This is a genomic window from Acidovorax sp. SUPP3334, from assembly GCF_030159055.1.
Classification (GTDB): domain Bacteria; phylum Pseudomonadota; class Gammaproteobacteria; order Burkholderiales; family Burkholderiaceae_C; genus Paracidovorax.
Map to the genome: position 1 here is coordinate 81,185 of NZ_BQXQ01000006.1, position 22,696 is coordinate 103,880.

The window sequence follows — 22,696 nt, forward strand, 5'->3', positions numbered from 1 at the left end:
GTCGCCCTGCAAGTTGCTCATTTAACTCAGCGACCGCGCCATTTTAATGCCAACCCTTTTTCGCTTTCTTTCGGGGCTTCCCCTCTGGCTCGCGCACGCCCTTGGCGCAGCGGCGGGCTGGCTGGTGTTTTTCGCCTCGCCCACCTATCGGCGGCGCTTTCGCGAGAACGCGGCGCGCGCCGGCTATTCGTTCGGCCAGGTGCGTGCCGCCGTGGGCCATGCAGGCCGCATGGCGGCCGAACTGCCGCGCCTGTGGCTGCGCGAACAGATGCCGTGCCGCATCGAAAACGCCGCCGCAGTCGAGCGGGCCTGGAGTGCCGGCAAGGGCCTCGTCTTTCTGACGCCGCACATCGGGTGCTTCGAGCTGTCGGTGCAGGCCGCAGCGCAGCGCTGGAGCGCCGAGCACGGTCCCATCACCATCCTGTACCGCCCCGCGCGCCAGCCCTGGCTGGCCGAGGTGATGTCCACCGCGCGCAATCGGCCCGGCATCCGCGCGGTGCCCACGGCGCTGACGGGGGTGCGCCAGATGATCAAGGCGCTGCGCCGCGGCGAGGCCGTGGGTTTGCTGCCCGATCAGGTGCCGCCCCAGGGGCAGGGCGTCTGGTCGCCGTTTTTCGGCCGCGATGCCTACACCATGACCCTGGCCGCGCGGCTGGCGCAGCAGACCGGCGCGGCCGTGGTGCTGGCGCGCTGCGAGCGCCTGGGCGCGGGGCGCGGCTATGTCTTGCATTTCGAGGAGTTGTCCGTGCCCCTGTCCGAAGACCTCGACGAGGCCGTGCTGCAGATCAATCAGGCCATGGAGCGCACCATCCGCCAGAGCCCCGGCCAATACCTGTGGGGCTATGCCCGCTACAAGCAGCCCCGCGCCGAGCCCCACGCCTCCGCCGGGGGCGCGGCATGAGCGGGCGCCTGAACGTCTGGCTCATGGGCGTGCTGGCGCGGCTGCCGTTGCCGGTGCTTCGCGCCCTGGGCTGGCTCATCGGCCAGGTGCTTTATCTGCTGGCCGCGCCGCGCCGCAAGGTGGCGCTGCGCAACCTGGAGCTGTGCTTTCCCGACGCTTCGCCGGCCCAGCGGCGTGCCTGGGCGCGCGAGACCTTCGTGCGCTTTTGCCAGACCTGGCTGGACCGCAGCTGGCTGTGGATGGCGCCGCGCGCGGTGGTCGAGAAACGGCTCACCATCCACGGCGCGCTGCACGAGCTGGAGGGCGATGCGCCCACCATCATCTTCGCGCCGCATTTCCTGGGCATGGACGCGGCGGGCACCGCGCTCACCCTGCAGACCGACCGGGCCTTCACCTCGATCTTCACGCCGCACCCGGACCCGGCCGTGGACGCCTGGCTGTTCGCGGGCCGCCAGCGCTTCGGCAACGTGCGCATGCTCAACCGGGGCGACGGCGTCAAGCCGATCCTGAGCGGGCTGCGCAAGGGCGGGCTGCTGTACCTGCTGCCGGACATGGACTTCGGCCCGAGCGAGTCGGTCTTCGTGCCGTTCTACGGCGTGCAGGCGGCAACGATCCCATCGCTGTCGCGCTTCGCGCGCCTGGGCCGCGCCAAGGTCGTGCCGCTGGTGGGGCGGCTCACGCCGACGGGTTACAGCGCGGAGATGATGCCGGCCTGGGAGAACTTTCCCACCGACGACGCCGAAGCCGACACCGCGCGCATGAACCGCGAACTGCAGCAGTGGATCGACACCATGCCGGGCCAGTACTACTGGGTGCACAAGCGCTTCAAGTCGCGCCCGGACGGCGAGCCTTCGGTGTACAAAAAATAAACGCAAATTTCAGCCAAATCGGTGCCATGCCGGCGGTTTTATTGTCTGCGATGCTATTAATTTTGTAGCGTTCTGTGCGACAGGCTGTCGGTGATGGCCTGGATCACCGCCCCGGGCTGCTCATGCACGATCCAGTGCGAGGCGCCCGGCACCTCGGTGCGGGTGAGCGACGGCACCCATTGCTCCAGCCCCTGCAGGAGCCCCGGCAGCAGGGCCGGGTCGTCCAGGCCCCAGACCACGCGGGTGGGCACGTTCACGGTGAGCATCGAATCCGGCAAGGTGAGCGCGCCGGCGGCGGCATCGCCCTCGCGCGGCGGGCGCAGGGGGCTGGCGCGGTAGTAGTTGCACGGGCCGGTGAGGCCGCCGCTCCAGGTGTCGCGGTACTGGGCGCGCACCTCGGGCGTGAGCCAGTCGGGCGCGGTGCCGTCCGGCCGGTCGAAGAAGCCGAACAGGCGCCGGAAGCCGTCCGCCGCCAGCAACGCCTCGGCGTCCGGGCGGCAAAGAAAGTGCATGTACTGGCTGGCCGCCTGCTGGGCCGGGTTGGTTTGCAGTTCGCGCAGAAAGGTGCCGGGGTGCGGCGAATTGACGATCACCAGCCGCTGCATCAGGTGGGGCCGCTGGTTGGCCAGGTTCCAGGCCACCGCGCCGCCCCAGTCGTGGGCGATCAATGCGGCCAGCGATCCGTCGTCGCCGCATTCCGCAGCGATCAGGGCGGTGATGTCCTGCACCAGGTGCTTGGCGCGGTACGCCTCGGCTTCGGGCGGGTGGCTCGACGGCGCAAAACCGCGCAGCCAGGGCGCCACGCAGCGGTAGCCGCCATCATGGGCCGGGTCGGCGAAATGCTCCAGCAGCGCATCCCAGATGAACGCGCCTTCGGGAAAGCCGTGCAGGAACAGCAGCACCGGACGGCCGCGCTCGCCGCGGGTGCGGCACTGCAGCGTGATGCCATGGGGCAGGGAGTGCGCGATGGTGTCGATCATGGTGCTCCGCTTTTGATAGCATTCAGCGCATGACCTGTCTGCGCTGGAGGCTATTCTTGCTCTGAATCCTCGTCGGCGTCCGGGGTGCCGGCGTCCGCCGCATCCGCCGCATCCGCCGCTTCTGGCGAGGGGCCGGCCACCGGGTGGGACCACTGCCACAGCAGTTGCGCCACTTCGTCCACCCCTTGCTTCTTGAGGGCCGAGAATATCTTGACCTCGCCGCCGCCGGCCTGCAGTCGCGTGATGGACAGCGCCTTGGCCTGCTCGGCGCGGGTGAGCTTGTCGGCCTTGGTCAGCAGCACCAGGAATTTCAGGCCCGATTCGACGCGCGGGCGCACGGCCTCCAGCAGCGCTTCGTCCAGCTCGGTCAGGCCCAGGCGCGGGTCGCACAGCAGCACGATGCCGGTCAGGCTTTGGCGCGTGACCAGGTAGCTCAGCATCACCTGCTGCCAGCGGATCTTGTCCGAGCGCGACACGGCGGCGTAGCCGTAGCCCGGCAGGTCGGCCAGCACCGCATCGGTCACGCCCTGCTTGCCCAGCGAGAACAGGTTGATGTGCTGGGTGCGCCCGGGCTTCTTGGAGGCGAAGGCCAGCTGCTTTTGCTGCGTGAGCGTGTTGATGCAGGTGGACTTGCCGGCATTGGAGCGGCCGACGAACGCGATCTCGGGCACGTCGATGGGGGGCAGATGGTGCAGCTGCGCGGCCGTGGTCAGGAATCGCGTGGTGTGCAGCCAGCCCATGGCGACTTTGGCGTCAGGTGCGGGCGGGAGGGAGCCAGCAACTGGCGCATGTGATGTAGTCGTCATAACGGGGGTTACCAAGGATAGAGGGCCGGGGGGTCGCATTGTAGAATCGCGCCGTTTTGCGCCCATAACACAAGAACCCTCGATATGAAGAAATTGCTTGCTCCCATGCTGATGGCTGCCGTGCTGGCAGTTCCTGCTTTTCCAGCTTTTTCTCAGGGCCACGCTCCCGCGGCAGCGGCGCAAAAACCCGCCAAGCCGGACCTCGCCAAGGGCGAAGCCACCTACACCGCCGTGTGCGTGGCCTGCCATGCGGCCGATGGCAACTCCGCCATCGCCGCCAATCCGAAGCTGGCCCAGCAGCACCCCGAATACCTCGTCAAGCAGCTGCAGGAGTTCAAGTCCGGCAAGCGCAACAACCCCATCATGAAGGGCTTCGCCTCGGCCCTGTCGGACGACGACATGCGCAACATCGCGTGGTGGGTGACCTCCAAGCAGGCCAAGCCCGGCTTCGCCAAGGACAAGGAACTGGTCGCCCTGGGCGAGCGCATCTACCGCGGCGGCATCGCCGACCGCAACATCGCCGCCTGCGCCGGCTGCCACAGCCCCAACGGTGCCGGCATTCCGGTGCAATACCCGCGCCTGTCGGGCCAGCATGCCGACTACACCGCCGCGCAGCTCACCGCCTTTCGCGACGGCGTGCGCAGCAACAGCCTGCAGATGACGCAGGTGGCCGCCAAGCTCAACGACCGCGAGATCAAGGCCGTCGCCGATTACATCGCTGGCCTGCGTTGATCTGGGTCAATCCGCCCGGTGGGCGGCCCAGCCGCACCCCGGAACCTACCGCCGATAATCACACCCAAGACGGGCGGGCGCATCTGAACGGATGGCCCGCCCTTTTGTCTTTCTCCCATGTCTGAAACCACCCACGGCATCCGCCTCCATACCCGTTCGCAGGCCGTGCGCGCGGGCGTGGAGCTGCTGTCGTCCATGCGATTCGCGATCTCGCTGCTGACGGTGATCTGCATCGCTTCGGTGATCGGCACGGTGCTCAAGCAGCACGAGCCTTCGGCCAATTACGTGAACCAGTTCGGGCCGTTCTGGGCCGAGCTGTTCATGGCGCTCAAGCTCAACGCCGTGTACAGCGCCTGGTGGTTTCTGCTGATCCTCGCGTTTCTGGTGGCGAGCACCTCGCTGTGCATCGCGCGCAACGGCCCGCGCTACCTGGGCGACCTGCGCAATTACAAGGAAAACATCCGCGAGCAAAGCCTGCAGGCCTTCGGGCTGCGGGCCCGAGGGCCGTTGCCGGGCGAAACGCCCGAGACGGCCGCGCGCCGCATCGGCGACATGCTGGCCGGCGGCGGCTGGAAGGTGCGGCTGCAGCAGCGCACGACGCCGGCCGGGCCCGGCACCGGCTGGATGGTCGCGGCCAAGGCGGGCGCGGCCAACAAGATCGGCTACATCGCCGCGCACAGCGCCATCGTGCTGGTGTGCGTGGGGGGCCTGCTGGACGGCGACATGATCGTGCGCGCGCAGATGTGGCTGGGGGGCAAGACGCCCTACAACGGCGGCGGGTTGATCTCCGAGGTCAAGCCCGAACACCGGCTGTCCGAGCGCAACCCCACCTTCCGCGGCAACCTGCTGGTGGCCGAGGGCACGCAATCGAGCACGGCCATCCTGACCCAGTCCGACGGCGTGCTGCTGCAAGACCTGCCGTTCGCCATCGAGCTGAAGAAGTTCATCGTCGAGCACTACTCCACCGGCATGCCCAAGCTCTTCGCGAGCGAGATCGTCATCCACGACAAGGCCACGGGCGAGGCCGTGCCCGCGCGGGTCGAGGTGAACCACCCGGCCAGCTACCGCGGCATCGAGATCTACCAGTCGAGCTTCGACGACGGCGGCTCGCGCCTGCAATTGCGTGCCGTGCCGCTGGCGCCCGGCATCCAGCCGTTCGACATCGAGGGCACGGTGGGCGGCTCCACGCCGCTTGCGGCCGGCGCCGCGGGCCAGCCGTACACGCTGGAGTTCACCGCGCTGCGCACCATCAACGTCGAGAATTTCACCGATACCGGCGCCGTCACTTCGGGGGCGGACGTGCGCAAGGTGGACCTGCGCCAGGCCATCGAGTCGCGCCTGGGCGCCGGCAACAAGACCGTGACCCGCAAGGAGCTGCGCAACATCGGCCCGAGCGTGAGCTACAAGCTGCGCGACGCTGCCGGGCAGGCGCGCGAGTTCCACAACTACATGCTGCCGATGGATGCCGGCGACGGGCAGCCCGTGTTCCTGTTCGGCGTGCGCGAGACGCCTTCCGAGCCCTTCCGCTTCCTGCGCATTCCCGTGGATGACCAGGGTGGCATGCAGGGCTTTTTGCGCATGCGCCTCGCGCTGGCCGACCCCGCACTGCGCGAGCAGGCGGTGCGCCGCTATGTGGCGAAGGCGGTCGATCCGTCGCGCCCCGAACTGGGCGAGCAGCTCGCGCAATCGACCGTGCGCGCCCTCACGCTGTTTGCCGGCAGCGCCACCGGCGCTTCGGGCGCTGCCAGCCCGGGAACACCCGGTGCGATGCCCCGGGGCGGGCTGCAGGCGATCTCGGACTTCATGGAAGAGAACGTGCCGCCGGCCGAACGCGAGCGCGCGGGCGAGGTGCTGATCCGCATCCTGAACGGCGCCCTGTTCGAGCTGGCCCAGCTGACCCGCGAGCGCGTGGGCCTCAAGCCCCTGGAGCAGAGCGATGCCACCCAGGCGTTCATGACGCAGGCGGTGCTGTCGCTCAGCGATGCGCAGGCGTATCCGGTGCCCGTGGCGTTCGAGCTCAAGGATTTCACGCAGGTACAGGCCAGCGTCTTCCAGGTGGCGCGCGCGCCGGGCAAGAACATCGTCTATCTCGGCTGCGCGCTGCTGATCATCGGGGTGTTCTCGATGCTGTATGTGCGCGAGCGGCGCCTGTGGGTGTGGCTGGTGCCGCACGACGGCGGCGCCCAGGCCACCATGGCGCTGTCGAGCAATCGCAAGACCCTGGACGGCGACCGCGAGTTCGCCCGGCTCACCGACAAACTCATCGGGGCCCGCCCCCATGGAGACACCGCATGAACACCGCCGCCACGGACGCCGCCCGAAGCAGTGCCGACCGCACCATCACGCTGAACGAGGGATTCCTCGCGCGGCGCAACGTGTTCGACTGGGTTTTCGCGGCGCTCGTCGCGGCGGGCGGGCTCTACGCGCTGCAGCGCTACGGCGCGTTCATGGACGTGTACGAAAAAGGCATTTTGCTGGGCGCCATTCCCTGCACGGTGTGGCTGGGCTGGTTCTGGCGGCCGCTGCGCGTGCTGATGGTGGTGGTGGCCGCGTTCGCCCTGCTGGCCATCGGCCTGTACCAGCAGGACGGCGCCGGCAGCCTGGCGCGCGCCGACACGGTGTTCGGCCTCAAATACTTCCTGTCCAGCCAGTCGGCCATCCTGTGGATGAGCATGCTGTTCTTCATGAGCACGGCGTTCTACTGGATCGGCATGTTCTCGCGCGGCGAGGGCCGCACGCTCTCGCTGCTGGGTTCGCGCCTGGCGTGGGTGGGCATCGGCATGGCGCTGATCGGCACGCTGGTGCGCTGGTACGAAAGCTATCTCATCGGTGCCGACGTGGGCCACATCCCGGTCAGCAACCTGTACGAAGTGTTCGTGCTGTTTTGCTGGATGACCGCGGCGTTCTACCTGTACTACGAAGCCCAGTATGAAACGCGCGCCCTGGGCGGTTTCGTCATGCTGGTGGTGAGCGCGGCGGTGGGCTTTTTGCTCTGGTACACCGTGGTGCGCGAGGCGCACGAGATCCAGCCGCTGGTGCCGGCCCTGAAAAGCTGGTGGATGAAGCTGCACGTGCCCGCCAACTTCATCGGCTACGGCACCTTCGCGCTGTCGGCCATGGTGGCGTTCGCCTACCTCATCAAGCAGCAGGCCGGCGAGACGCGCTGGTACAAGCTCGCGCCGCTGTGGCTGCTGGGCGTGGTGCTGTGCTTCGAGCCCATCGTGTTCCGCCAGGGCGCCACCGAGAACGGCGGCAGCTACTGGATGGTGTATTTCGGCGTGTCGGCGCTCATCGTGGCGGGCATTCTGCTCGGACGCCGCCGCATCGCGGCCCGGCTGCCGTCGTTCGAGGTGCTGGACGACGTCATGTACAAGGCCATCGCCGTGGGTTTTGCCTTCTTCACCATCGCCACCGTGCTGGGCGCGCTCTGGGCGGCCGAGGCCTGGGGCGGCTACTGGAGCTGGGACCCGAAGGAGACCTGGGCCCTGATCGTCTGGCTCAACTACGCCGCCTGGCTGCACATGCGCCTGATGAAGGGGCTGCGCGGCACCCTGTCCGCGTGGTGGGCCCTGGTGGGCCTGGGCGTGACCACGTTCGCCTTCCTGGGCGTGAACATGTGGCTGTCCGGCCTGCACAGTTACGGCACGTTGTGATGAAAATGTGAATCCTTGCGGGGCCAGCGCGCGTATAACGGGCGTTGCCCCCCGACACACAAGGATTCCCCATGCTGATCAAACGGAACGACGACGGATTCGTCCACGGCACCGGTAGCGAAATCACCCCCCGCGCCATCTACGAAGGCCGGCGCGACCTCATCAAGCTCATGGCCGGCGGCGCTGCCGGGGCCGCCCTGGCCACCTGGGCCGCGCGCGATGCCCACGCCCAGGCCGCGCGCCCGAACAAGCTGGCGGCACTGCCCGGCGGGAAATCCCCCGTGGCCGGTGCCAACACCATGGAAAAGGTGACCGACTACAAGGACGCCAGCACCTACAACAACTACTACGAGTTCGGCGTGGACAAGGCCGATCCGGCCCGCAACGCCCACACCCTGAAGACCACGCCGTGGACGGTCGAGGTGGAGGGAATGGTCAACAAGCCGGGCAAGTTCGGCATCGAAGACCTGATCAAGCTCAGCGCGCAGGAAGAACGCATCTACCGCCTGCGCTGCGTCGAAGGCTGGTCCATGGTGATTCCGTGGGTGGGCTACTCGCTGGCCGAACTGCTCAAGCGCGTGGAGCCGCAGGGCAGCGCCAAATACGTCGAGTTCGTGACCCTGGCCGACAAGAAGACCATGCCGTTCGTGGGCTCCGCCGTGCTCGACTGGCCCTATACCGAGGGGCTGCGCATGGATGAGGCCATGCACCCGCTCACGCTGCTCACCTTCGGCATGTACGGCGAGGTGCTGCCCAACCAGAACGGGGCGCCGGTGCGGCTCGTGGTGCCCTGGAAGTACGGGTTCAAGAGCGCCAAGAGCATCGTCAAGATCCGCCTGACCGACAAGGAGCCGGGCACGGCCTGGAACAAGGCCGCCAAGCAGGAATACGGCTTTTACTCCAACGTGAACCCCAACGTGGACCACCCGCGCTGGAGCCAGGCCACCGAGCGCCGCATCGGCGAGGACGGCCTGTTCGCCAAGAAGCGCAAGACGCTCATGTTCAACGGCTACGAGGCCCAGGTGGCGTCGCTTTATGCCGGCATGGACCTCAAGAAGTTCTACTGACCACGCCGCGCGCCCTTCGCCTGGATCGCCATCCAGCCCTTACCCGCCACCGCCACGCCATCGCCTTCCTGCCAGGTCCGCCGCCATGAAAAAACTGCTGATGCATCCCGCCGCCAAGCCGGTGGTGTTCGCGCTGTGCCTGTTGCCGCTGGCCTGGCTGGTGTTCGGCGCCATGACCGACCGCCTCGGCCCCAATCCCGCCGAGACGCTGATCCGGTCCAGTGGCGACTGGACGCTGCGGGCCCTGTGCCTGGCGCTGGCGGTGACGCCGCTGCGCGTCATCACCGGCACACCGGCCCTGGCGCGCTTTCGGCGCATGCTGGGGCTGTTCGTGTATTTCTACGCGGTGCTGCACCTCATGGCCTACGCCTGGCTGGACATGGGCTTCGACTGGCCCGAGATCGTGTACGACATCGGCAAGCGGCCGTTCATTCTGGTGGGCACGCTGGCCATCGTGCTGCTCACCCTGCTGGCAGCCACGTCGTTCAACCGCGCCATCCGCTGGATCGGCGCCAAGCGCTGGCAGGCCCTGCACCGGATCGTCTATCTGGTCGCAGGGCTGGCGTTGCTGCATTTTTTCTGGATGCGCGCGGGCAAGAACAACTTCGCCGAGGTCGCCGTGTACGCCGCCATCATCGGCGTGTTGCTGGGCTGGCGGGTGTGGAAGCGCGTCGCCCGGCGCGTGCCGCCGGCCCGCACGGCCTGATGGTCATTTTGCTATTGATTTAATAGCAATATGCCCTAGTACTTATTGCGGTGGAGGCCTTTTTGGCTTAAAAACGCCCCTGCACGGCATGCAGCGCCGGCCGCACCTGCCGCGTGGCCGGGTCGATGAGGGCCGTAGGGAACTGGTAGGCACGGTCGTCGAACAGGTCGATGCCGCACATCAGGTTCTCGATCCAGTCGAAGAAATCGCCGATCGCCTTCGGTCCCATGATCGGTGCGCCGTGCTGGGGCACCAGCATGGCGATGTCCATCTGGCGCACCATGCGCACCCACAGCCGCAGGATCTTGTTGGACACCATGTAGCGGCGGTGAAAGCCCTCCATGCGCGGAATGTGCGGCGCCAGATCGGTCACCGGCTCGCGCGCTTCGGCGCCCGAGGTCATCGACACGCCCAGGTCCCCCGTGAAGAGGATGCGGCTCACCGGGTCGTAGAAGTGGAAGTTGCCCTCGGAATGCATGAAGTGCGCCGGCAGCAGCACCAGTTCGTGCCGCCCCAGCGGCAGGTGTCCGCCGCCGTCCGGCACGCCGATCACCCGGTTTTCCGTCTTGCCGACCTTGGTGAAATGCGGTGCGAAGCGCTCCCACACGCGCGAGATCACCAGCGTGGCCCGGGTGCTGGTCATCCAGCGGTCCAGCGAGGCGATGATGTCCGGGTCGGCGTGCGAGGCGATCAGGTACGACAGCTTGTGCGGCGGGAAATGCTTGGACATTCCCATGAACAGCTCGTTGAAGGCGAGGTTGCCGCCCGGGTCGATGATGGCGCCCGTGTCGCCGTCCACGATCAGGAATTGATTGGCCTGAACGGCCTGTCCGTCCTCTTCGATGAGGTCGGAAAACATCAGGCAGGCGTGGTGCTTGTCTCGGTACAGTTCCAGCGGTTCCAGGGCCATGGCATGGGCATTCTTTGAAAAATGCCAATGTAGGCCGCCCTCCGCGACGGGGGCTTGATGCGAATCAAGCCCCGGCCAGTCAGCGGGTCAGTCCACCAGTTTTTCGTGGCGGAAGGTGTCGGCGGCGGATTCCCGCGCGCGGATCAGGTGCGCCTTGGCACCATCCACCATCACTTCGGCGGGCCGGGCGCGGGTGTTGTAGTTGCTGCCCATCGAGCTGCAATACGCGCCTGCCGACAGCACGGCCAGGTGGTCGCCGGGCTGCACGGCCAGCGTGCGGTCGCGGCCGATCCAGTCGCCGCTCTCGCACACGGGGCCGACCACGTCGTACACATCGGCCGACGCGGCGGCTGCCGCCGCCTGCACAGGCACGATGGCGTGGAAAGCCTGGTACATCGCGGGGCGGGGCAGGTCGTTCATGGCCGCATCGACGATGCAGAAATTCTTCTGCTCGCCCGGCTTCACGTAGAGCACTTCGGTCACGCAGACACCGGCATTGCCCACCAGCGAGCGGCCGGGCTCGATCATGAACTGGCGGTCGCCGAAGCCGCGGGCATCGAGCTTGGCCAGCAGCTTGGCCCACAGCGCATCGGCGGCCGGGGGCGTGTCGCCGTTGTAGTCGATGCCCAGGCCACCGCCGAAGTCGATGTGGTGGATCGGAATGCCGGCCGCCTCGATGTCCTGGATCAGGTCGATCAGGCGGTCGGTGGCGTCGAGATAGGGCGTTTCGTCGGTGATCTGCGAGCCGATGTGAAAGTCGATGCCCGCCACCTGCAGGCCCGGCAGCGACGCGGCGTGCTGGTAGGCCGCGACGATGCGCTCGTGCGCCACGCCGAACTTGTTGCCCTTGAGCCCGGTGGAAATGTAGGGGTGCGTCTTCGGGTCCACGTTCGGATTGACGCGGATGCTGATCGGCGCCTTCCTGCCGCAGGCCACGGCCACCTCGCTCAGCACGTCCAGTTCGGACTCGCTCTCCACATTGAAGCAGCCGATGCCCACGTCCAGGGCCTGCCGCATCTCGGCGCGGGTCTTGCCGACGCCCGAGAAAATGATCTTCCTGGGGTCGCCGCCGGCTGCCAGCGCACGTTCGAGTTCGCCACCGGAGACGATGTCGAATCCGCAGCCGTGGCGCGCGAACAGTTGCAGCACCGCCAGCGACGAATTGGCCTTCATGGCATAGCAGATCTGCACCTTGCGGCCCGCAAAGCCGCGCTGGTAGGCGGCCAGCGCGTCCAGCATCGACGCCTGCGAATAGACGTACAGCGGCGTGCCATGCGCGCGCGCCAGATCGGCCAGTGGCTTTTGCTCGATGAACAGCGCGTGGTCGCGGTAGGCAATGTGGGGGTGGCCGGGCAGGGTGGGCAAGGTCATGGAGTCGGGGACGAAGCGGAGCGGGAGGGGGAAGGGGCGGGAGGGGCGGGAGGGGCCGGGACGATCGGCGTCGGCACGGGCGTGTCGCGCATCGGGTCCAGCGTTTGGGGCAGGGTGGCCCGCTGGCTGGCGGCGGGATCGGAGGGAAGGTACAGGGGGCCGCGCTGGCCGCAACCCGCGAAGGCCGCCGCACTTGCAGCAAGGGCAAGCGTCCTGACTAGAATTTGCGATGCTCTCAACATCCGCCGATTCTAATGACTGACCTCGAATTCCTGGACCACGCGGAAAAGCTCTTGCTCGCCGTCGAACAAGGCTGCGATCGCATCAACGACACCTCGGACGCCGATCTGGACGCGCAGCGCTCCGGGGGCATGGTCACCATCGCCTTCCAGAACGGCAGCCAGATCGTCATCAACCTGCAAAAGCCGCTGCACGAAATCTGGCTGGCTGCACAGTCCGGCGGCTACCACTACCGGTTCGACGGCCAGCGGTGGATGGACACCAAAGGCGCCGGCGAATTCTTCGAGGCGCTGGACCGCGCCGCCAGCCAGCAATCGGGATGGCCCCTGTCTTTCAGCGCCAAGCCATAGCGGCGTTGGCGGCCTGCAAAATCCGGCGGTGACAAAAAAGCCCTTGCCGCGATGAACGCGCAAGGGCTTTTCTTTCGATCCGGCGGGCTGGCCCGCCGGACTCCGGCGCAGATCGATCTGCCGATGGATCAGTTGCGGAACAGATCCAGGATGCGGTTGCGCTCTTCGGTAGGTGGTGGCGCCTGGGGGGGCGATCCGGGTACCGCGGCAGCCGCTGCTGCTGCATCTTCCATCCCGACGCTGGCAACCCCTGCGTTGCGGGCGAACTCTTCGTAGAACCATTCACCGCCCACGTTGACCACGCCCGGCGGCACGGTCGGCTCCGCCACCGGAACGCCCTTGAGGGCGCGTTCCATGAAGCTGATCCAGATCGGCAGGCTCAACCCCCCGCCGGTTTCGCGGCTGCCCAGGTTGCGGGGCGTGTCGTAGCCGATCCACGTGACCGCGGCCACGGTGGGCTGAAAGCCGGCGAACCATGCATCGACGGCGTCGTTGGTCGTGCCGGTCTTTCCGTACAGGTCGGGACGCTTGAGCGTCGCCTGCGCACGGGCCGCCGTGCCGGAACGGGTGACTTCCTGCAGCAGGCTGTCCATCACGAACGCATTGCGCGCGTCGATCGCACGCGGGTTGTCGGATGTGGCGGGCGGCTGGAAGTCCGACAGGATGCGGCCCTTGTGGTCGGTGACGCGGCTGATCAAGTAGGGATTCACACGGTAGCCGCCATTGGCGAACACCGAATATGCCGACACCATCTGCATGGGCGTGACCGAACCCGCACCCAGGGCCATGGTCAGGTAGGGCGGGTGCTTTTCGGCATCGAATCCGAACTTCGTCACCCACTCCTGGCCGTTCTTGGGGCCCACCGCCTGCAGGATGCGAATCGAGACGACGTTCTTGGACCGGGCCAGCGCCGTGCGCAGGGTCATCGGGCCGTCGTACTTGCCGTCATAGTTCTTCGGCTCCCAGGGTTGGCCGCCCGTCACGCCGGCGCTGAAGAAGAGCGGAGCGTCGTTCACCACCGTGGCGGGGGTGAAGCCCTTTTCGAGAGCCGCCGAGTAAATGAAGGGTTTGAAGCTCGAACCCGGCTGGCGCCATGCCTGCGTCACATGGTTGAACTTGTTTTTGTCGAAATCGAAGCCGCCCACCAGGGCCTTGATGCCCCCGGTGCGGGGATCGACCGCCACCAGGGCGCCCTCGACTTCGGGCAGCTGCGTGATGTCCCAGGTCTTCTTGGGGGTCTGAATGATGCGGATGACCGCGCCCCGGCGGATCTTGACGTTCGGCGGTGCCTTGTCGCTCAATCCGGACAGGGCGGGCTTCAGCCCCTCGCCCGTGATTTCGATGGGTTCTCCGCTCGCGCGCGCCGCCACGATCTTCTTGGGCGTGGCCTCCAGCACCACTGCCGACATCACGTCACCGTTGTCCGGGTGCAGCGCCAGGGTGTCGTCGATCACGTCTTCGGCTTCCTGCGCATTGGTCGGAAGCGCCACGAACTTCTCGGGACCGCGGTAGTGCTGGCGGCGCTCGTAATCCATGATGCCCTTGCGCAGCGCCACGTAAGCCGCTTCCTGGTCGCCGGCATTGAGGGTCGTGTAGACGTTCAGTCCGCGCGTGTAGGCCTCGTTGCCGTATTGCGCGAAGATGAGCTGGCGGGCCATTTCAGCCACGTACTCGGCATGGATGCGGGTCGTGTCGGGGCCGGAGCGGATCTTCAGGTCTTCCTGCTTGGCCGCTGCCGCCTCTTGCGCCGTGATGAAACCGTTCTCCAGCATGCGGTCGATGATGTGCAGCTGGCGGATGCGAGCGCGCTTTGGATTGCTGATGGGGTTGTACGCCGAAGGGGCCTTCGGCAGGCCGGCCAGCATGGCCGCTTCGGCCACGGAAATACTTTGTAGCGGCTTTCCAAAATAAGCTTCGGACGCTGCCGCAAAACCGTAAGCCCTGTTCCCGAGATAAATCTGATTCATGTAGATCTCGAGAATCTGGTTTTTGGAGAGCAGATGCTCCAATTTAAACGTTAGTAATATTTCGTAAATTTTTCGAGTGAATGTTTTTTCAGACGACAAATAAACATTGCGGGCCACCTGCATCGTGATGGTCGAAGCGCCCTGGCTCTTCACCCTGCCCAGGTTGGCCAGCGCAGCGCGCACCACCCCCTTGTAGTCAACGCCCCCGTGCTGGAAGAACCGCGCATCCTCGATGGCCAGAACCGCGTTGGTCATGACCTTGGGAATGTCCTGAATCGGCGTGAGATTGCGGCGCTCTTCACCGAATTCACCCAGCAAGGCGCCCTCGACGGAGTACACCCGCATCGGCAGCTTCGGGCGGTAGTCCGCCAGGTCGGAAATGTCAGGCAGGTTCGGGTAAGCCACCGCCAGCGCCACCGCAATCGTGAGCGCGACCCCGATGGCGCCAGCCGCTGCCAGCCCCAGCAACCAGGCGGCGCTGCGGACGATCCAGCGCCACCATGCCGGCCTTTTCGGCGGGTTCTGATTGGGGGTCTTGTCGGTAGGTGATGACGGCATAGCGTTCCAGGAGAGAGCAACCGGCCATTATAAAAATATGGATCTCAGCCGTCTGCCAAATAGCTCGTGAGGGTGGAGCGCCTATACCACAGAGGTATGAATATCGGTATCGGAACGGACGGCAAATGAGCGTCTGCTTTTGACAACGAAAGTTCCGTAACAGCGCCGTAAAACTCTTGGCTGGCCTGCAACCTTGCTGATAGCATTCATGCGAAGTGTTAAGTTTTGTTGCGTCAAATCGGCAAGTTACGGGGGCTAATTTTGATCTCTTTGGGGTCTTTGTTCAGTCGCCAGTCCGCGCCACTGCTGGGTATCGACATCAGTTCTTCAAGCGTCAAGCTGGTTGAGTTGGGGCGCGACAAGGCAGGAGGGCTGGTACTGGAGCGATGTGCGATCGAGCAGTTGGAGCGCGGTTGGATCACCGACGGCAACATCGAGAAATTCGATGAAGTCGCGGAGGCTCTGCGCCGGCTGGTCAAGAAGAGTGGAACGCGCACCAAAAACGTGGCGCTGGCGTTGCCGCCATCCGCCGTCATCACCAAGCGCATCACCTTGCCGGGCGGTATGTCCGAGCAAGAGCTTGAAGTGCAGGTCGAATCCGAAGCCAATCAGTACATTCCGTTCTCCCTCGACGAGGTGAGTTTGGATTTTTGCGTGGTCGGCCCGAGCAAGAATTCGCCGGGCGATGTCGATGTATTGATCGCGGCCTCGCGCCGTGAAAAAGTGCAGGACCGTCAAGGTCTGGCTGAAGCAGCCGGGCTCAAGCCCGTGATCATCGACATCGAATCGCACGCTTCCCGCATGGCTGCGGGACGCCTCATCGAAGCGCTGCCCAGCCACGGCAACGACGCCTTGGTGGCGTTGTTCGAAGTCGGCGCTTTGACCACCAGCATGCAGGTCATCCGCAACGACGAAGTGCTGTATGACCGAGACCAGGCCTTTGGTGGGGCGCAGCTCACGCAGTTGATCGTGCGCCAGTACGGCTTCTCTCTGGAAGAGGCCGAGGGCAAGAAGCGCAGCGGGGATTTGCCGGAAGACTATCAGTCCGCCGTGCTGCGCCCGTTCGTGGAAAGCATGGCCCAGGAAATTGGCCGTGCGCTGCAGTTCTTCTTCACCAGCACTCCCCATAACCGCGTCGATCACATCATGCTGGCAGGGGGCTCGGCCCCGTTGCCCGGTTTGACGGAGGCCGTCACTCAGCACTCGGGCTGTGCCTGCACTGCCATCAATCCGTTCGAAGGCATGGAGATCGGAAGTGCAGTGCGTTTGAAGAAGATGGTTCGCGAGGCGCCTTCCTACCTCACGTCATGTGGCTTGGCTATGCGGAGGTTCCTGCAGTGATTCTCATCAACCTGCTGCCTCATCGCGAGGCTGCCAGAAAGCGCCGCAAGGAAGCCTTCCAAGCAACGATGTTCGCGTCGTTCCTGGTCGGTCTCGCCATTGCCGGTGGCATTTATTGGTGGTACCAGATGGTGATCACCGGTCAGCAAGACAAAAATTTGTTCTTGCAAAGTGAAATCAAGGTCCTTGAAGGCCAGATCAAGGAAATCGCCTCGATCGAAGAGGAAATTGCGGCCCTGCGCGCTCGCCAGAAGGCGGTGGAAGATCTCCAGTCCGATCGCAACCTGCCGGTGCATTTGCTCAACGAGTTGGTTCAGCAGTTGCCAGATGGGGTTTACGTTACCAATCTCAAGCAGGTCGATCAGGTCATCACCATGCAAGGGATGGCGCAGTCGAACGAACGCGTGTCGGAGATGCTTCGCAATCTGGCCGACAACACGCCATGGTTTTCGAAGCCTGAGCTCGTGGAAATCGTCGCCGCGAACATTGCGTTGAATCCCCGCGAGCAGCGCCGTGTGGCTTCGTTCAACCTCCGGTTCCGACTGATGCGCACGAGCGAAGCGCAGAAAACCATGGACGCTGCCAGTGCGCCAGCCACTGCGCCCAAGGCGGCTGGGAAGTGAACATGGCAACGAAAAAAGCATCCTCCATCGATTTTTCGGCCGTGCAATCCGGCTTGCAGCGACAGTTTCGCAATCTCGATCCCAAAGATCCGTCACTGTGGCCCGCATTGCCCCGGGCGCTGCTCTGCATCGCCATTGCCGTCGGCATCGCAACCTTGTTGTGGTTCTTCAAGCTCAACGAGTACGAGGCTGAACTGGAAGCCGAGCAAGCCAAGGAAGTGACCTTGCGCGCCGACTATGAAAAGAAGCTCGTCAAGGCGGTGAGCCTCGAAGCACTCAAGAAGCAGCGGGAACAGGTCCAGCAATATGTGATTCAGCTGGAAAAGCAATTGCCCAGCAAAGCGGAAATGTCAGCCCTTTTGTCCGATATCAATCAGGCAGGCTTGGGCCGCAGTTTGCAATTCGAATCTTTCAAGCCAGGTCAGATCGTTGTACGCGACTATTACGCCGAGTTGCCGATTTCCATCAGAGTGACAGGCAAGTACCACGACATCGGGGCATTTGCGGCAGATATTGCCAATCTTTCCCGGATCGTGACGCTCAATAATATTTCGATCACGCCCGGTAAAGACGCTGGCAGCCTCACGATGGATGCGACGGCAAGAACGTTCCGCTATTTGGACACTGAAGAAATTCAGGCGCAGCGCCAAGCCGCAAGTGGAGCGAAGAAATGAGAACCTGGCAAATCGCATGCTTCGCCTTGTGCGCCATGTTGGCGGGTTGTGGCTCTTCTGGTGAAGACGAACTCCGGCAGTGGATGACGGAGTTGCGGGCCAACACGAAGCCGCGCATCACCCCGTTGACGGAACCGAAGCAATTTAAACCGCAGAACTACAACGCCGAGGCCGCTACGGACCCGTTCAACTCCATCAAGTTGACCCAGGCTCTGCGTCGGGATTCGACTCAACTGGCCGCCAACGCCACTTTGATTGCTCCTGAGATGGCTCGCCGCAAGGAGCCTCTGGAAGCCTATCCCTTGGACACCATGGCCATGGTTGGCAGTTTGAATAAAACAGGTAATCCGACCGCGTTGCTCAAGGTCGACAACCTGTTGTACCAGGTGCGGGTTGGAAATTATCTTGGTCAAAATTATGGAAGGATTACCCAGATCACTGAAACAGCCATTCAGTTGAGGGAAGTCGTTCAGGATGCAACGGGTGACTGGATAGAGCGTCAAACCACGCTTGATCTCCAAGAGGGGAAGAAATGATTCAGAAAAACAGTTTTGGTGCACGCTATCGAGCGTTGTTGTTGGCTGCGGTTGCGTCGTTTGGCAGTACCTGGGCTTGCGCACAGACAGCCATCGAGGCCGTCCAAGGGGTCATGCAGGGCGGGACCGAATTGGTGCGCATCGATTTGTCGCAGCCGCTTTCTTCCCTGCCGACCGGTTTTGCCATTCAGGCCCCGGCCAGGATCGCACTCGATTTTCCTGCGACGACCAATGGCACTGGCAAGTCGCTGGTGGAGGTCAATCAGGGCAATCTGAAATCGGTGAACATCGTGCAGGCGGGGGACCGGTCCCGCGTCGTTCTGAACCTCAAGCAACCGACGTCCTACCGCGCTGAAATTCAAGGCAAGTCGTTGATGGTGTCGCTGGAGCCCGTGTCGAACACGGCGGCGGCACAACCGACTCCAGTGGCAGTCTTCGCCGAAGACCGCAACAGCGATGTGCTGCCTTTGCGTGACCTCGACTTCCGACGCGGTAGCGATGGCGCCGGTCGCGTGATCGTGGGGCTGGCCAACAATCAGGTTGGAGTGGATCTGCGCCAGCAAGGCAAGGGCCTGGTGGTTGAGTTCCTGAAATCGTCGCTGCCGGAAGGTTTGCGCCGCCGCCTGGATGTGACCGACTTCGGCACCCCGGTGCAGATCGTCACGACTTCGCAGCAAGGCGAGCGCGTCCGGATGACCATCGACCCGATCGGGGAGTGGGAGCACAGCGCCTATCAGAGCGACAACCAGTTTGTGGTGGAAATTCGCCAGAAGAAAGTGGACCTGAGCAAGCTGACACAGGGCCCCGGTTTCAGCGGCGAAAAGTTGTCGCTGAATTTCCAGAACATCGAAGTGCGCTCGCTGCTGCAAGTGATTGCGGACTTCACGAACTTCAACATCGTCACGTCCGATACGGTGACGGGCGCGCTGACGCTGCGGTTGAAGGACGTGCCGTGGGACCAGGCCTTGCAAATCATCATGGATGCCAAGGGCCTGGGCATGCGCAAATCCGGCACCGTCCTCTGGATTGCGCCCAAGGATGAGATCGACTCCCGTACCAAGAAGGACTATGAGGCGGCGCTTGCGATTCAGAAGCTCGAGCCGCTGCGCACGCAGGCATTCCAGCTGAACTATGCCAAGGCTGCCGACATGGTGACCCAATTGGCAACCAGCACCAGCAGCGGCGGTAGCAGCGGTGTTTCCACGCGCTTTTTGTCCGAGCGGGGCAGTGCGATCTCCGAACCGCGTACCAACCAGCTTTTTGTGACGGACACGCCGAGCAAGCTGGAGGAAGTGCGGCAACTGCTGTCCACGCTGGACGTGGCTGTGCGTCAGGTGATGATCGAAGCGCGGATAGTCGAGGCGCGAGACACCTTTGGCCGGTCGCTTGGGGTCAAATTGGGCGCATCCGATTTGAGGGCCAGCCGCGGTGGTGATGGCGGTTACGGCATCGGTGGCAGCAACCGTGTCGCTTTCGGTACGAGTTACAACAATGCGGTGTCCACCAGTGGCGCGAGTGCTACGGCCACCGATGCGGGAGGCACATTCGTGAATTTGCCAGCCCAGCTTTCCACTACCCCTGCCGTGGGTTCCTTCGCCCTGTCCATCTTCAATTCGGCAGCCAATCGTTTCCTGACGCTCGAGTTGTCGGCCATGGAGGCTGACGGCCAAGGCAAGATCGTCTCCAGCCCCCGTTTGATCACGGCAGACCAGACCAAGGCCTTGATCGAGCAGGGCACGGAATACCCGTACTCCGTGACGGCTCCCAACGGCGCTACGACCATTGCCTTCAAGAAGGCGGTGCTCAAGCTGGAAGTGACGCCACAGATCACTCCAGAAGGCAACATCATTCTTGACCTGGATGTGAACAAGGACAGCCGCGGCGAGAGCACCACGCAAGGCGTGGCCATCGATACCAAGCACATCAAGACCCAAGTGCTGATCGAAAATGGCGGGACCGTGGTGATCGGCGGTATCTTCGAGATGGAAGAAACCAATCAAGAAAATAAAATCCCACTGCTTGGCGACGTGCCAGTGGTCGGCAATCTTTTCAAGAGTCGCACTAAAGAATCCACCAAGCGCGAAATGCTGGTCTTTATCACCCCGAAGGTGATCTCTGACCGCGGACCTGTGCGTTGATGGTGATTCAGCAATATTTTTATCAGGGGAATAGATGAAGTTCTTAAAAAAAATCCTCATGGTCTCGGTGGCCGTGACTTTGGTAGCCTGTGGCGGCGGTGGCGGCAATCCTGGGACGACCCCCGGCTCGGGCACTGGTACCAGGGATATTGCCAATTTCGAGTACCAACTCGATAAGAATACGGTGACGAACTCCGGTACCGACCAGGCTGTGCTCACGATCACGGCACTTGATAGCAACAACAACCCGGTTACCGGGGTTCCATTGGCCGTGGTCGTCGATTCTGGTATCTACACGCCGGTAGTGGCCACGACGGACACCAGTGGCAAGGCGTCCGGGAATATCACCATCGGAAGCGCGAAATCCAATCGCAGCATCAAATTCACGATGACTGTCGGTACCAAAACGAAGTCTGATGTGCTGGCGGTAACCGGCAGCCAAGTGACTTTGGGTGCCGTGCCTGCAGCCCCAGCGCCTAGCGCACCTGTTTCTGTTTCCGTCAAAGTTGCAGATGTGAACGGCACGGGGATCGCCAATACGGACGTATCGCTGACGGGAACCTTGGGTTTCAGCCAAACACTGAAAACGGACGCGAGCGGCAATGCCGTGGCGAATATTGCAGCGGCTCCTGCCGCTCCTGGTAATTACACCGTTCAGGCGGTTGCTGCAGGTGTTACGGTATCCCGCGATGTGCAAGTTGCCAGCGCCAGCGGTGGTATTCCTAATGCAGTTGGCGTGATCAGTGCTGCCAGTTTGGCCATTACGCCCAATACCATCGCGCCCAATACGTCGGGCTCTGTCACGAATCGTGCAGGTTTGCGCGCCATCTTCCTCAATTCTGCGAATCAGGCGATCAGGAACGTGCGAGTGCGCTTCGAAATCCTGCCGCCCGGCCTGGGCAGTGGAGAACAACTCTCTTCCGGCTCCGCAGTTGTCTACACGGACGTGAATGGCGTGGCTACCGCAGATTACATTGCCGGCACACGTGCCAGCCCAACCAACGGTGTTTCGATTCGCGCTTGCTTCGGTAATACCGATGCTGACGTGGCCAACGGAGCTTGCGCCAACTCGCGCACTGCCACCATGACCGTGGCTAGCGAACCTCTGTCGATCACTCTTGGCGACAACAACGAGTTGCAAAAGGGCGCTGACAATCTGACTTACATCAAAAAATTCGATGTTGCCGTGGCGGATGCTGCAGGCAATGCAATTTCCAATGCTCAGATTTCGGCCAGCGTGGATCTGGTCACCTATCTCAAGGGCCCTTATGTCGGTCCTCGGACTGCTTGTCTCAATGAAGACAGGAATCGCAATGGCCAGTTGGATGTTGGTGAGGATTTGGATGGGGATGGTATTTTGACGCCCCGTAAGGCAGACGTCATCATTTCGTACGTAGGCTCTCGCACCACGGGGACGAACGGCCGGGCGACCATTCAGGTGGAGTATCCACAGAACGTGGCCACGTGGCTTCAATACGCTGTGAAGGTCACCACCAGCGTGGCAGGCTCAGAAGGCACGGTTGAAAAGTCTTATGTGACAAGATTTGTTGAGGGCGATGACACGAACGGGTCGTTCTTGACCCCCCCATACGGCTTTAACGGTTGCTCTACCCCTAAGTAAAGCGGATGACCGCTGGCTTGTGATCCCGATTGTTTTATTGGGCCTCCCAGGCTCCGGGAAATCCACCGTCGGGCGTCAACTCGCCCGGCGGTTGGGGATTCCCTTCATCGATTCGGACCACGTGATCGAACAGCGCATCGGCTGTTCGATCCGTGGTTTTTTCGATCGTGAGGGTGAAGCTGCCTTTCGCGATATCGAAGAGCAGGTGATCCGCGAACTGACTTCTGGCGATGGATCGAGCCATGTGCCAGCCCAGGTGCTGGCGACCGGTGGCGGTGCCGTGCTGCGTGCTCCCAACCGGGACCGGCTGAAGGCGCACGGCAAAGTGGTGTACCTCGACGCATCGCCAGAGGACATCGTTCGCCACCTGCGGCACGACACGTCCCGTCCCTTGCTGCAAGGGGCAGACCCTCTCGGACGCTTGAAGGAGCTGCACCGGCAGCGCGACCCGTTGTACCGCGCGACCGCGCACTACGTCGTGCCGACCGGGCGCGGCAAGACCGTGGCCGCTTTGGTGAGCCACATCGCCATGCAGTTGGAGCTCACTGCTGCCGGCTGACGGGCCATGCCGTGCGTGAATCGCGGTACTGCAGGCTGCGCAGGCTTGCATAGGCTGCATAGGCATGCAGGCATGTGGCAAAGACGGCCAGAAC

At 63.7% G+C, this 22,696-nt stretch carries 21 protein-coding genes; 15 read left to right on the top strand and 6 right to left on the bottom strand.

Features of this window, described 5'->3' with window-relative positions:
• The first annotated feature begins 46 nt into the window (after positions 1-46).
• On the top strand, positions 47-901 hold the full coding sequence (locus AVHM3334_RS04680) for a lysophospholipid acyltransferase family protein (protein ID WP_284410072.1): 855 nt from the start codon (positions 47-49) through the stop codon (positions 899-901).
• The gene (locus AVHM3334_RS04685) at positions 898-1,770 is read left to right on the top strand and encodes a lysophospholipid acyltransferase family protein (protein ID WP_284410074.1); all 873 of its coding nucleotides are present in this window, start codon (positions 898-900) and stop codon (positions 1,768-1,770) included. The genes AVHM3334_RS04680 and AVHM3334_RS04685 overlap by 4 nt, the downstream gene beginning before the upstream one ends.
• Before the next feature lie 56 nt (positions 1,771-1,826).
• Here AVHM3334_RS04685 and AVHM3334_RS04690 read toward each other — a convergent pair whose 3' ends face one another.
• Both AVHM3334_RS04690 and yihA read right to left on the bottom strand, forming a co-directional pair.
• Positions 1,827-2,750: an alpha/beta fold hydrolase gene (locus AVHM3334_RS04690; protein ID WP_284410076.1), complete on the bottom strand. Its 924-nt coding sequence runs from the start codon at positions 2,748-2,750 to the stop codon at positions 1,827-1,829.
• A gap of 50 nt (positions 2,751-2,800) precedes the next feature.
• Entirely contained in the window at positions 2,801-3,556 is a 756-nt protein-coding gene (gene yihA / locus AVHM3334_RS04695) for a ribosome biogenesis GTP-binding protein YihA/YsxC (protein WP_284410078.1), read from the bottom strand.
• An 84-nt stretch (positions 3,557-3,640) separates the two neighbouring features.
• On the opposite strand from yihA, the gene AVHM3334_RS04700 reads away from it, so the two are divergent.
• From AVHM3334_RS04700 to msrQ, 5 genes are all read left to right on the top strand, one after another.
• A complete protein-coding gene (locus AVHM3334_RS04700; RefSeq protein WP_284410080.1) occupies positions 3,641-4,288 on the top strand; it encodes a c-type cytochrome in 648 nt (215 codons plus the stop codon).
• Positions 4,289-4,405: 117 nt separating this feature from the next.
• Positions 4,406-6,583, top strand: a complete 2,178-nt coding sequence (locus AVHM3334_RS04705; protein WP_284410081.1) for a cytochrome c biogenesis protein ResB — start codon at positions 4,406-4,408, stop codon at positions 6,581-6,583.
• A complete protein-coding gene (gene ccsB, locus AVHM3334_RS04710) occupies positions 6,580-7,941 on the top strand; it encodes a c-type cytochrome biogenesis protein CcsB (protein WP_284410083.1) in 1,362 nt (453 codons plus the stop codon). The genes AVHM3334_RS04705 and ccsB overlap by 4 nt, the downstream gene beginning before the upstream one ends.
• Before the next feature lie 71 nt (positions 7,942-8,012).
• Positions 8,013-9,008 (top strand): protein-methionine-sulfoxide reductase catalytic subunit MsrP, encoded by a 996-nt coding sequence (gene msrP / locus AVHM3334_RS04715; RefSeq protein WP_284410085.1) that lies wholly within the window; start codon positions 8,013-8,015, stop codon positions 9,006-9,008.
• 85 nt (positions 9,009-9,093) lie between these two features.
• Positions 9,094-9,714 (top strand): protein-methionine-sulfoxide reductase heme-binding subunit MsrQ, encoded by a 621-nt coding sequence (gene msrQ, locus AVHM3334_RS04720; RefSeq protein WP_284410087.1) that lies wholly within the window; start codon positions 9,094-9,096, stop codon positions 9,712-9,714.
• 67 nt (positions 9,715-9,781) lie between these two features.
• Here the strand turns inward: msrQ and AVHM3334_RS04725 are convergent, their stop codons facing one another.
• The 3 genes from AVHM3334_RS04725 to lptM form a co-directional block, all read right to left on the bottom strand.
• Complete coding sequence (locus AVHM3334_RS04725) at positions 9,782-10,624, bottom strand: oxygen-binding di-iron domain-containing protein (RefSeq protein WP_284410089.1); 843 nt, start codon at positions 10,622-10,624, stop codon at positions 9,782-9,784.
• An 87-nt stretch (positions 10,625-10,711) separates the two neighbouring features.
• On the bottom strand, positions 10,712-11,995 hold the full coding sequence (gene lysA, locus AVHM3334_RS04730) for a diaminopimelate decarboxylase (RefSeq protein WP_284410093.1): 1,284 nt from the start codon (positions 11,993-11,995) through the stop codon (positions 10,712-10,714).
• Positions 11,992-12,237 carry an LPS translocon maturation chaperone LptM gene (lptM, locus tag AVHM3334_RS04735; RefSeq protein ID WP_284410095.1) on the bottom strand — a complete coding sequence of 82 codons (246 nt, stop codon included), beginning with the start codon at positions 12,235-12,237 and terminating at the stop codon, positions 11,992-11,994. Before lptM ends, lysA begins: the two co-directional genes overlap by 4 nt.
• A 12-nt stretch (positions 12,238-12,249) precedes the next feature.
• Between lptM and cyaY the strand changes: the two genes are divergently transcribed.
• Positions 12,250-12,585 carry an iron donor protein CyaY gene (gene cyaY, locus AVHM3334_RS04740; protein ID WP_284410097.1) on the top strand — a complete coding sequence of 112 codons (336 nt, stop codon included), beginning with the start codon at positions 12,250-12,252 and terminating at the stop codon, positions 12,583-12,585.
• A gap of 128 nt (positions 12,586-12,713) precedes the next feature.
• Here cyaY and AVHM3334_RS04745 read toward each other — a convergent pair whose 3' ends face one another.
• Complete coding sequence (locus AVHM3334_RS04745) at positions 12,714-15,110, bottom strand: penicillin-binding protein 1A (RefSeq protein WP_284410099.1); 2,397 nt, start codon at positions 15,108-15,110, stop codon at positions 12,714-12,716.
• Positions 15,111-15,371: 261 nt separating this feature from the next.
• On the opposite strand from AVHM3334_RS04745, the gene AVHM3334_RS04750 reads away from it, so the two are divergent.
• Genes AVHM3334_RS04750 through AVHM3334_RS04780 form a run of 7 tightly spaced genes read left to right on the top strand, consistent with a single transcriptional unit; the run spans position 15,372 to position 22,602 of the window.
• On the top strand, positions 15,372-16,451 hold the full coding sequence (locus AVHM3334_RS04750) for a pilus assembly protein PilM (RefSeq protein ID WP_284410213.1): 1,080 nt from the start codon (positions 15,372-15,374) through the stop codon (positions 16,449-16,451).
• Positions 16,448-17,074 (top strand): PilN domain-containing protein, encoded by a 627-nt coding sequence (locus tag AVHM3334_RS04755; RefSeq protein WP_284410101.1) that lies wholly within the window; start codon positions 16,448-16,450, stop codon positions 17,072-17,074. Before AVHM3334_RS04750 ends, AVHM3334_RS04755 begins: the two co-directional genes overlap by 4 nt.
• Positions 17,075-17,076: 2 nt before the next feature.
• Entirely contained in the window at positions 17,077-17,748 is a 672-nt protein-coding gene (locus AVHM3334_RS04760) for a type IV pilus inner membrane component PilO (protein WP_284410103.1), read from the top strand.
• Entirely contained in the window at positions 17,745-18,284 is a 540-nt protein-coding gene (locus AVHM3334_RS04765; protein WP_284410105.1) for a pilus assembly protein PilP, read from the top strand. Before AVHM3334_RS04760 ends, AVHM3334_RS04765 begins: the two co-directional genes overlap by 4 nt.
• Entirely contained in the window at positions 18,281-20,422 is a 2,142-nt protein-coding gene (locus AVHM3334_RS04770; RefSeq protein WP_284410106.1) for a type IV pilus secretin PilQ, read from the top strand. The genes AVHM3334_RS04765 and AVHM3334_RS04770 overlap by 4 nt, the downstream gene beginning before the upstream one ends.
• A 34-nt stretch (positions 20,423-20,456) precedes the next feature.
• A complete protein-coding gene (locus tag AVHM3334_RS04775; protein WP_284410107.1) occupies positions 20,457-22,043 on the top strand; it encodes an Ig-like domain-containing protein in 1,587 nt (528 codons plus the stop codon).
• Between the two features lie 22 nt (positions 22,044-22,065).
• Positions 22,066-22,602: a shikimate kinase gene (locus AVHM3334_RS04780; protein WP_284410215.1), complete on the top strand. Its 537-nt coding sequence runs from the start codon at positions 22,066-22,068 to the stop codon at positions 22,600-22,602.
• The last annotated feature ends 94 nt before the right edge of the window (positions 22,603-22,696 follow it).

What these genes read in the sequence shown, in the direction of transcription:
- AVHM3334_RS04770 (WP_284410106.1), top strand. Translation starts at nt 18,281, where the DNA reads ATGATTCAGAAAAACAGTTTTGGTGCACGCTATCGAGCGTTGTTGTTG.
- AVHM3334_RS04705 (WP_284410081.1), top strand. Translation starts at nt 4,406, where the DNA reads ATGTCTGAAACCACCCACGGCATCCGCCTCCATACCCGTTCGCAGGCC.
- AVHM3334_RS04725 (WP_284410089.1), bottom strand. Translation starts at nt 10,624, where the DNA reads ATGGCCCTGGAACCGCTGGAACTGTACCGAGACAAGCACCACGCCTGC.
- ccsB (WP_284410083.1), top strand. Translation starts at nt 6,580, where the DNA reads ATGAACACCGCCGCCACGGACGCCGCCCGAAGCAGTGCCGACCGCACC.
- AVHM3334_RS04680 (WP_284410072.1), top strand. Translation starts at nt 47, where the DNA reads ATGCCAACCCTTTTTCGCTTTCTTTCGGGGCTTCCCCTCTGGCTCGCG.
- yihA (WP_284410078.1), bottom strand. Translation starts at nt 3,556, where the DNA reads ATGACGACTACATCACATGCGCCAGTTGCTGGCTCCCTCCCGCCCGCA.
- msrQ (WP_284410087.1), top strand. Translation starts at nt 9,094, where the DNA reads ATGAAAAAACTGCTGATGCATCCCGCCGCCAAGCCGGTGGTGTTCGCG.
- AVHM3334_RS04765 (WP_284410105.1), top strand. Translation starts at nt 17,745, where the DNA reads ATGAGAACCTGGCAAATCGCATGCTTCGCCTTGTGCGCCATGTTGGCG.
- AVHM3334_RS04685 (WP_284410074.1), top strand. Translation starts at nt 898, where the DNA reads ATGAGCGGGCGCCTGAACGTCTGGCTCATGGGCGTGCTGGCGCGGCTG.
- lysA (WP_284410093.1), bottom strand. Translation starts at nt 11,995, where the DNA reads ATGACCTTGCCCACCCTGCCCGGCCACCCCCACATTGCCTACCGCGAC.
- AVHM3334_RS04760 (WP_284410103.1), top strand. Translation starts at nt 17,077, where the DNA reads ATGGCAACGAAAAAAGCATCCTCCATCGATTTTTCGGCCGTGCAATCC.
- msrP (WP_284410085.1), top strand. Translation starts at nt 8,013, where the DNA reads ATGCTGATCAAACGGAACGACGACGGATTCGTCCACGGCACCGGTAGC.
- AVHM3334_RS04690 (WP_284410076.1), bottom strand. Translation starts at nt 2,750, where the DNA reads ATGATCGACACCATCGCGCACTCCCTGCCCCATGGCATCACGCTGCAG.
- cyaY (WP_284410097.1), top strand. Translation starts at nt 12,250, where the DNA reads ATGACTGACCTCGAATTCCTGGACCACGCGGAAAAGCTCTTGCTCGCC.
- AVHM3334_RS04775 (WP_284410107.1), top strand. Translation starts at nt 20,457, where the DNA reads ATGAAGTTCTTAAAAAAAATCCTCATGGTCTCGGTGGCCGTGACTTTG.
- AVHM3334_RS04700 (WP_284410080.1), top strand. Translation starts at nt 3,641, where the DNA reads ATGAAGAAATTGCTTGCTCCCATGCTGATGGCTGCCGTGCTGGCAGTT.
- AVHM3334_RS04745 (WP_284410099.1), bottom strand. Translation starts at nt 15,110, where the DNA reads ATGCCGTCATCACCTACCGACAAGACCCCCAATCAGAACCCGCCGAAA.
- lptM (WP_284410095.1), bottom strand. Translation starts at nt 12,237, where the DNA reads ATGTTGAGAGCATCGCAAATTCTAGTCAGGACGCTTGCCCTTGCTGCA.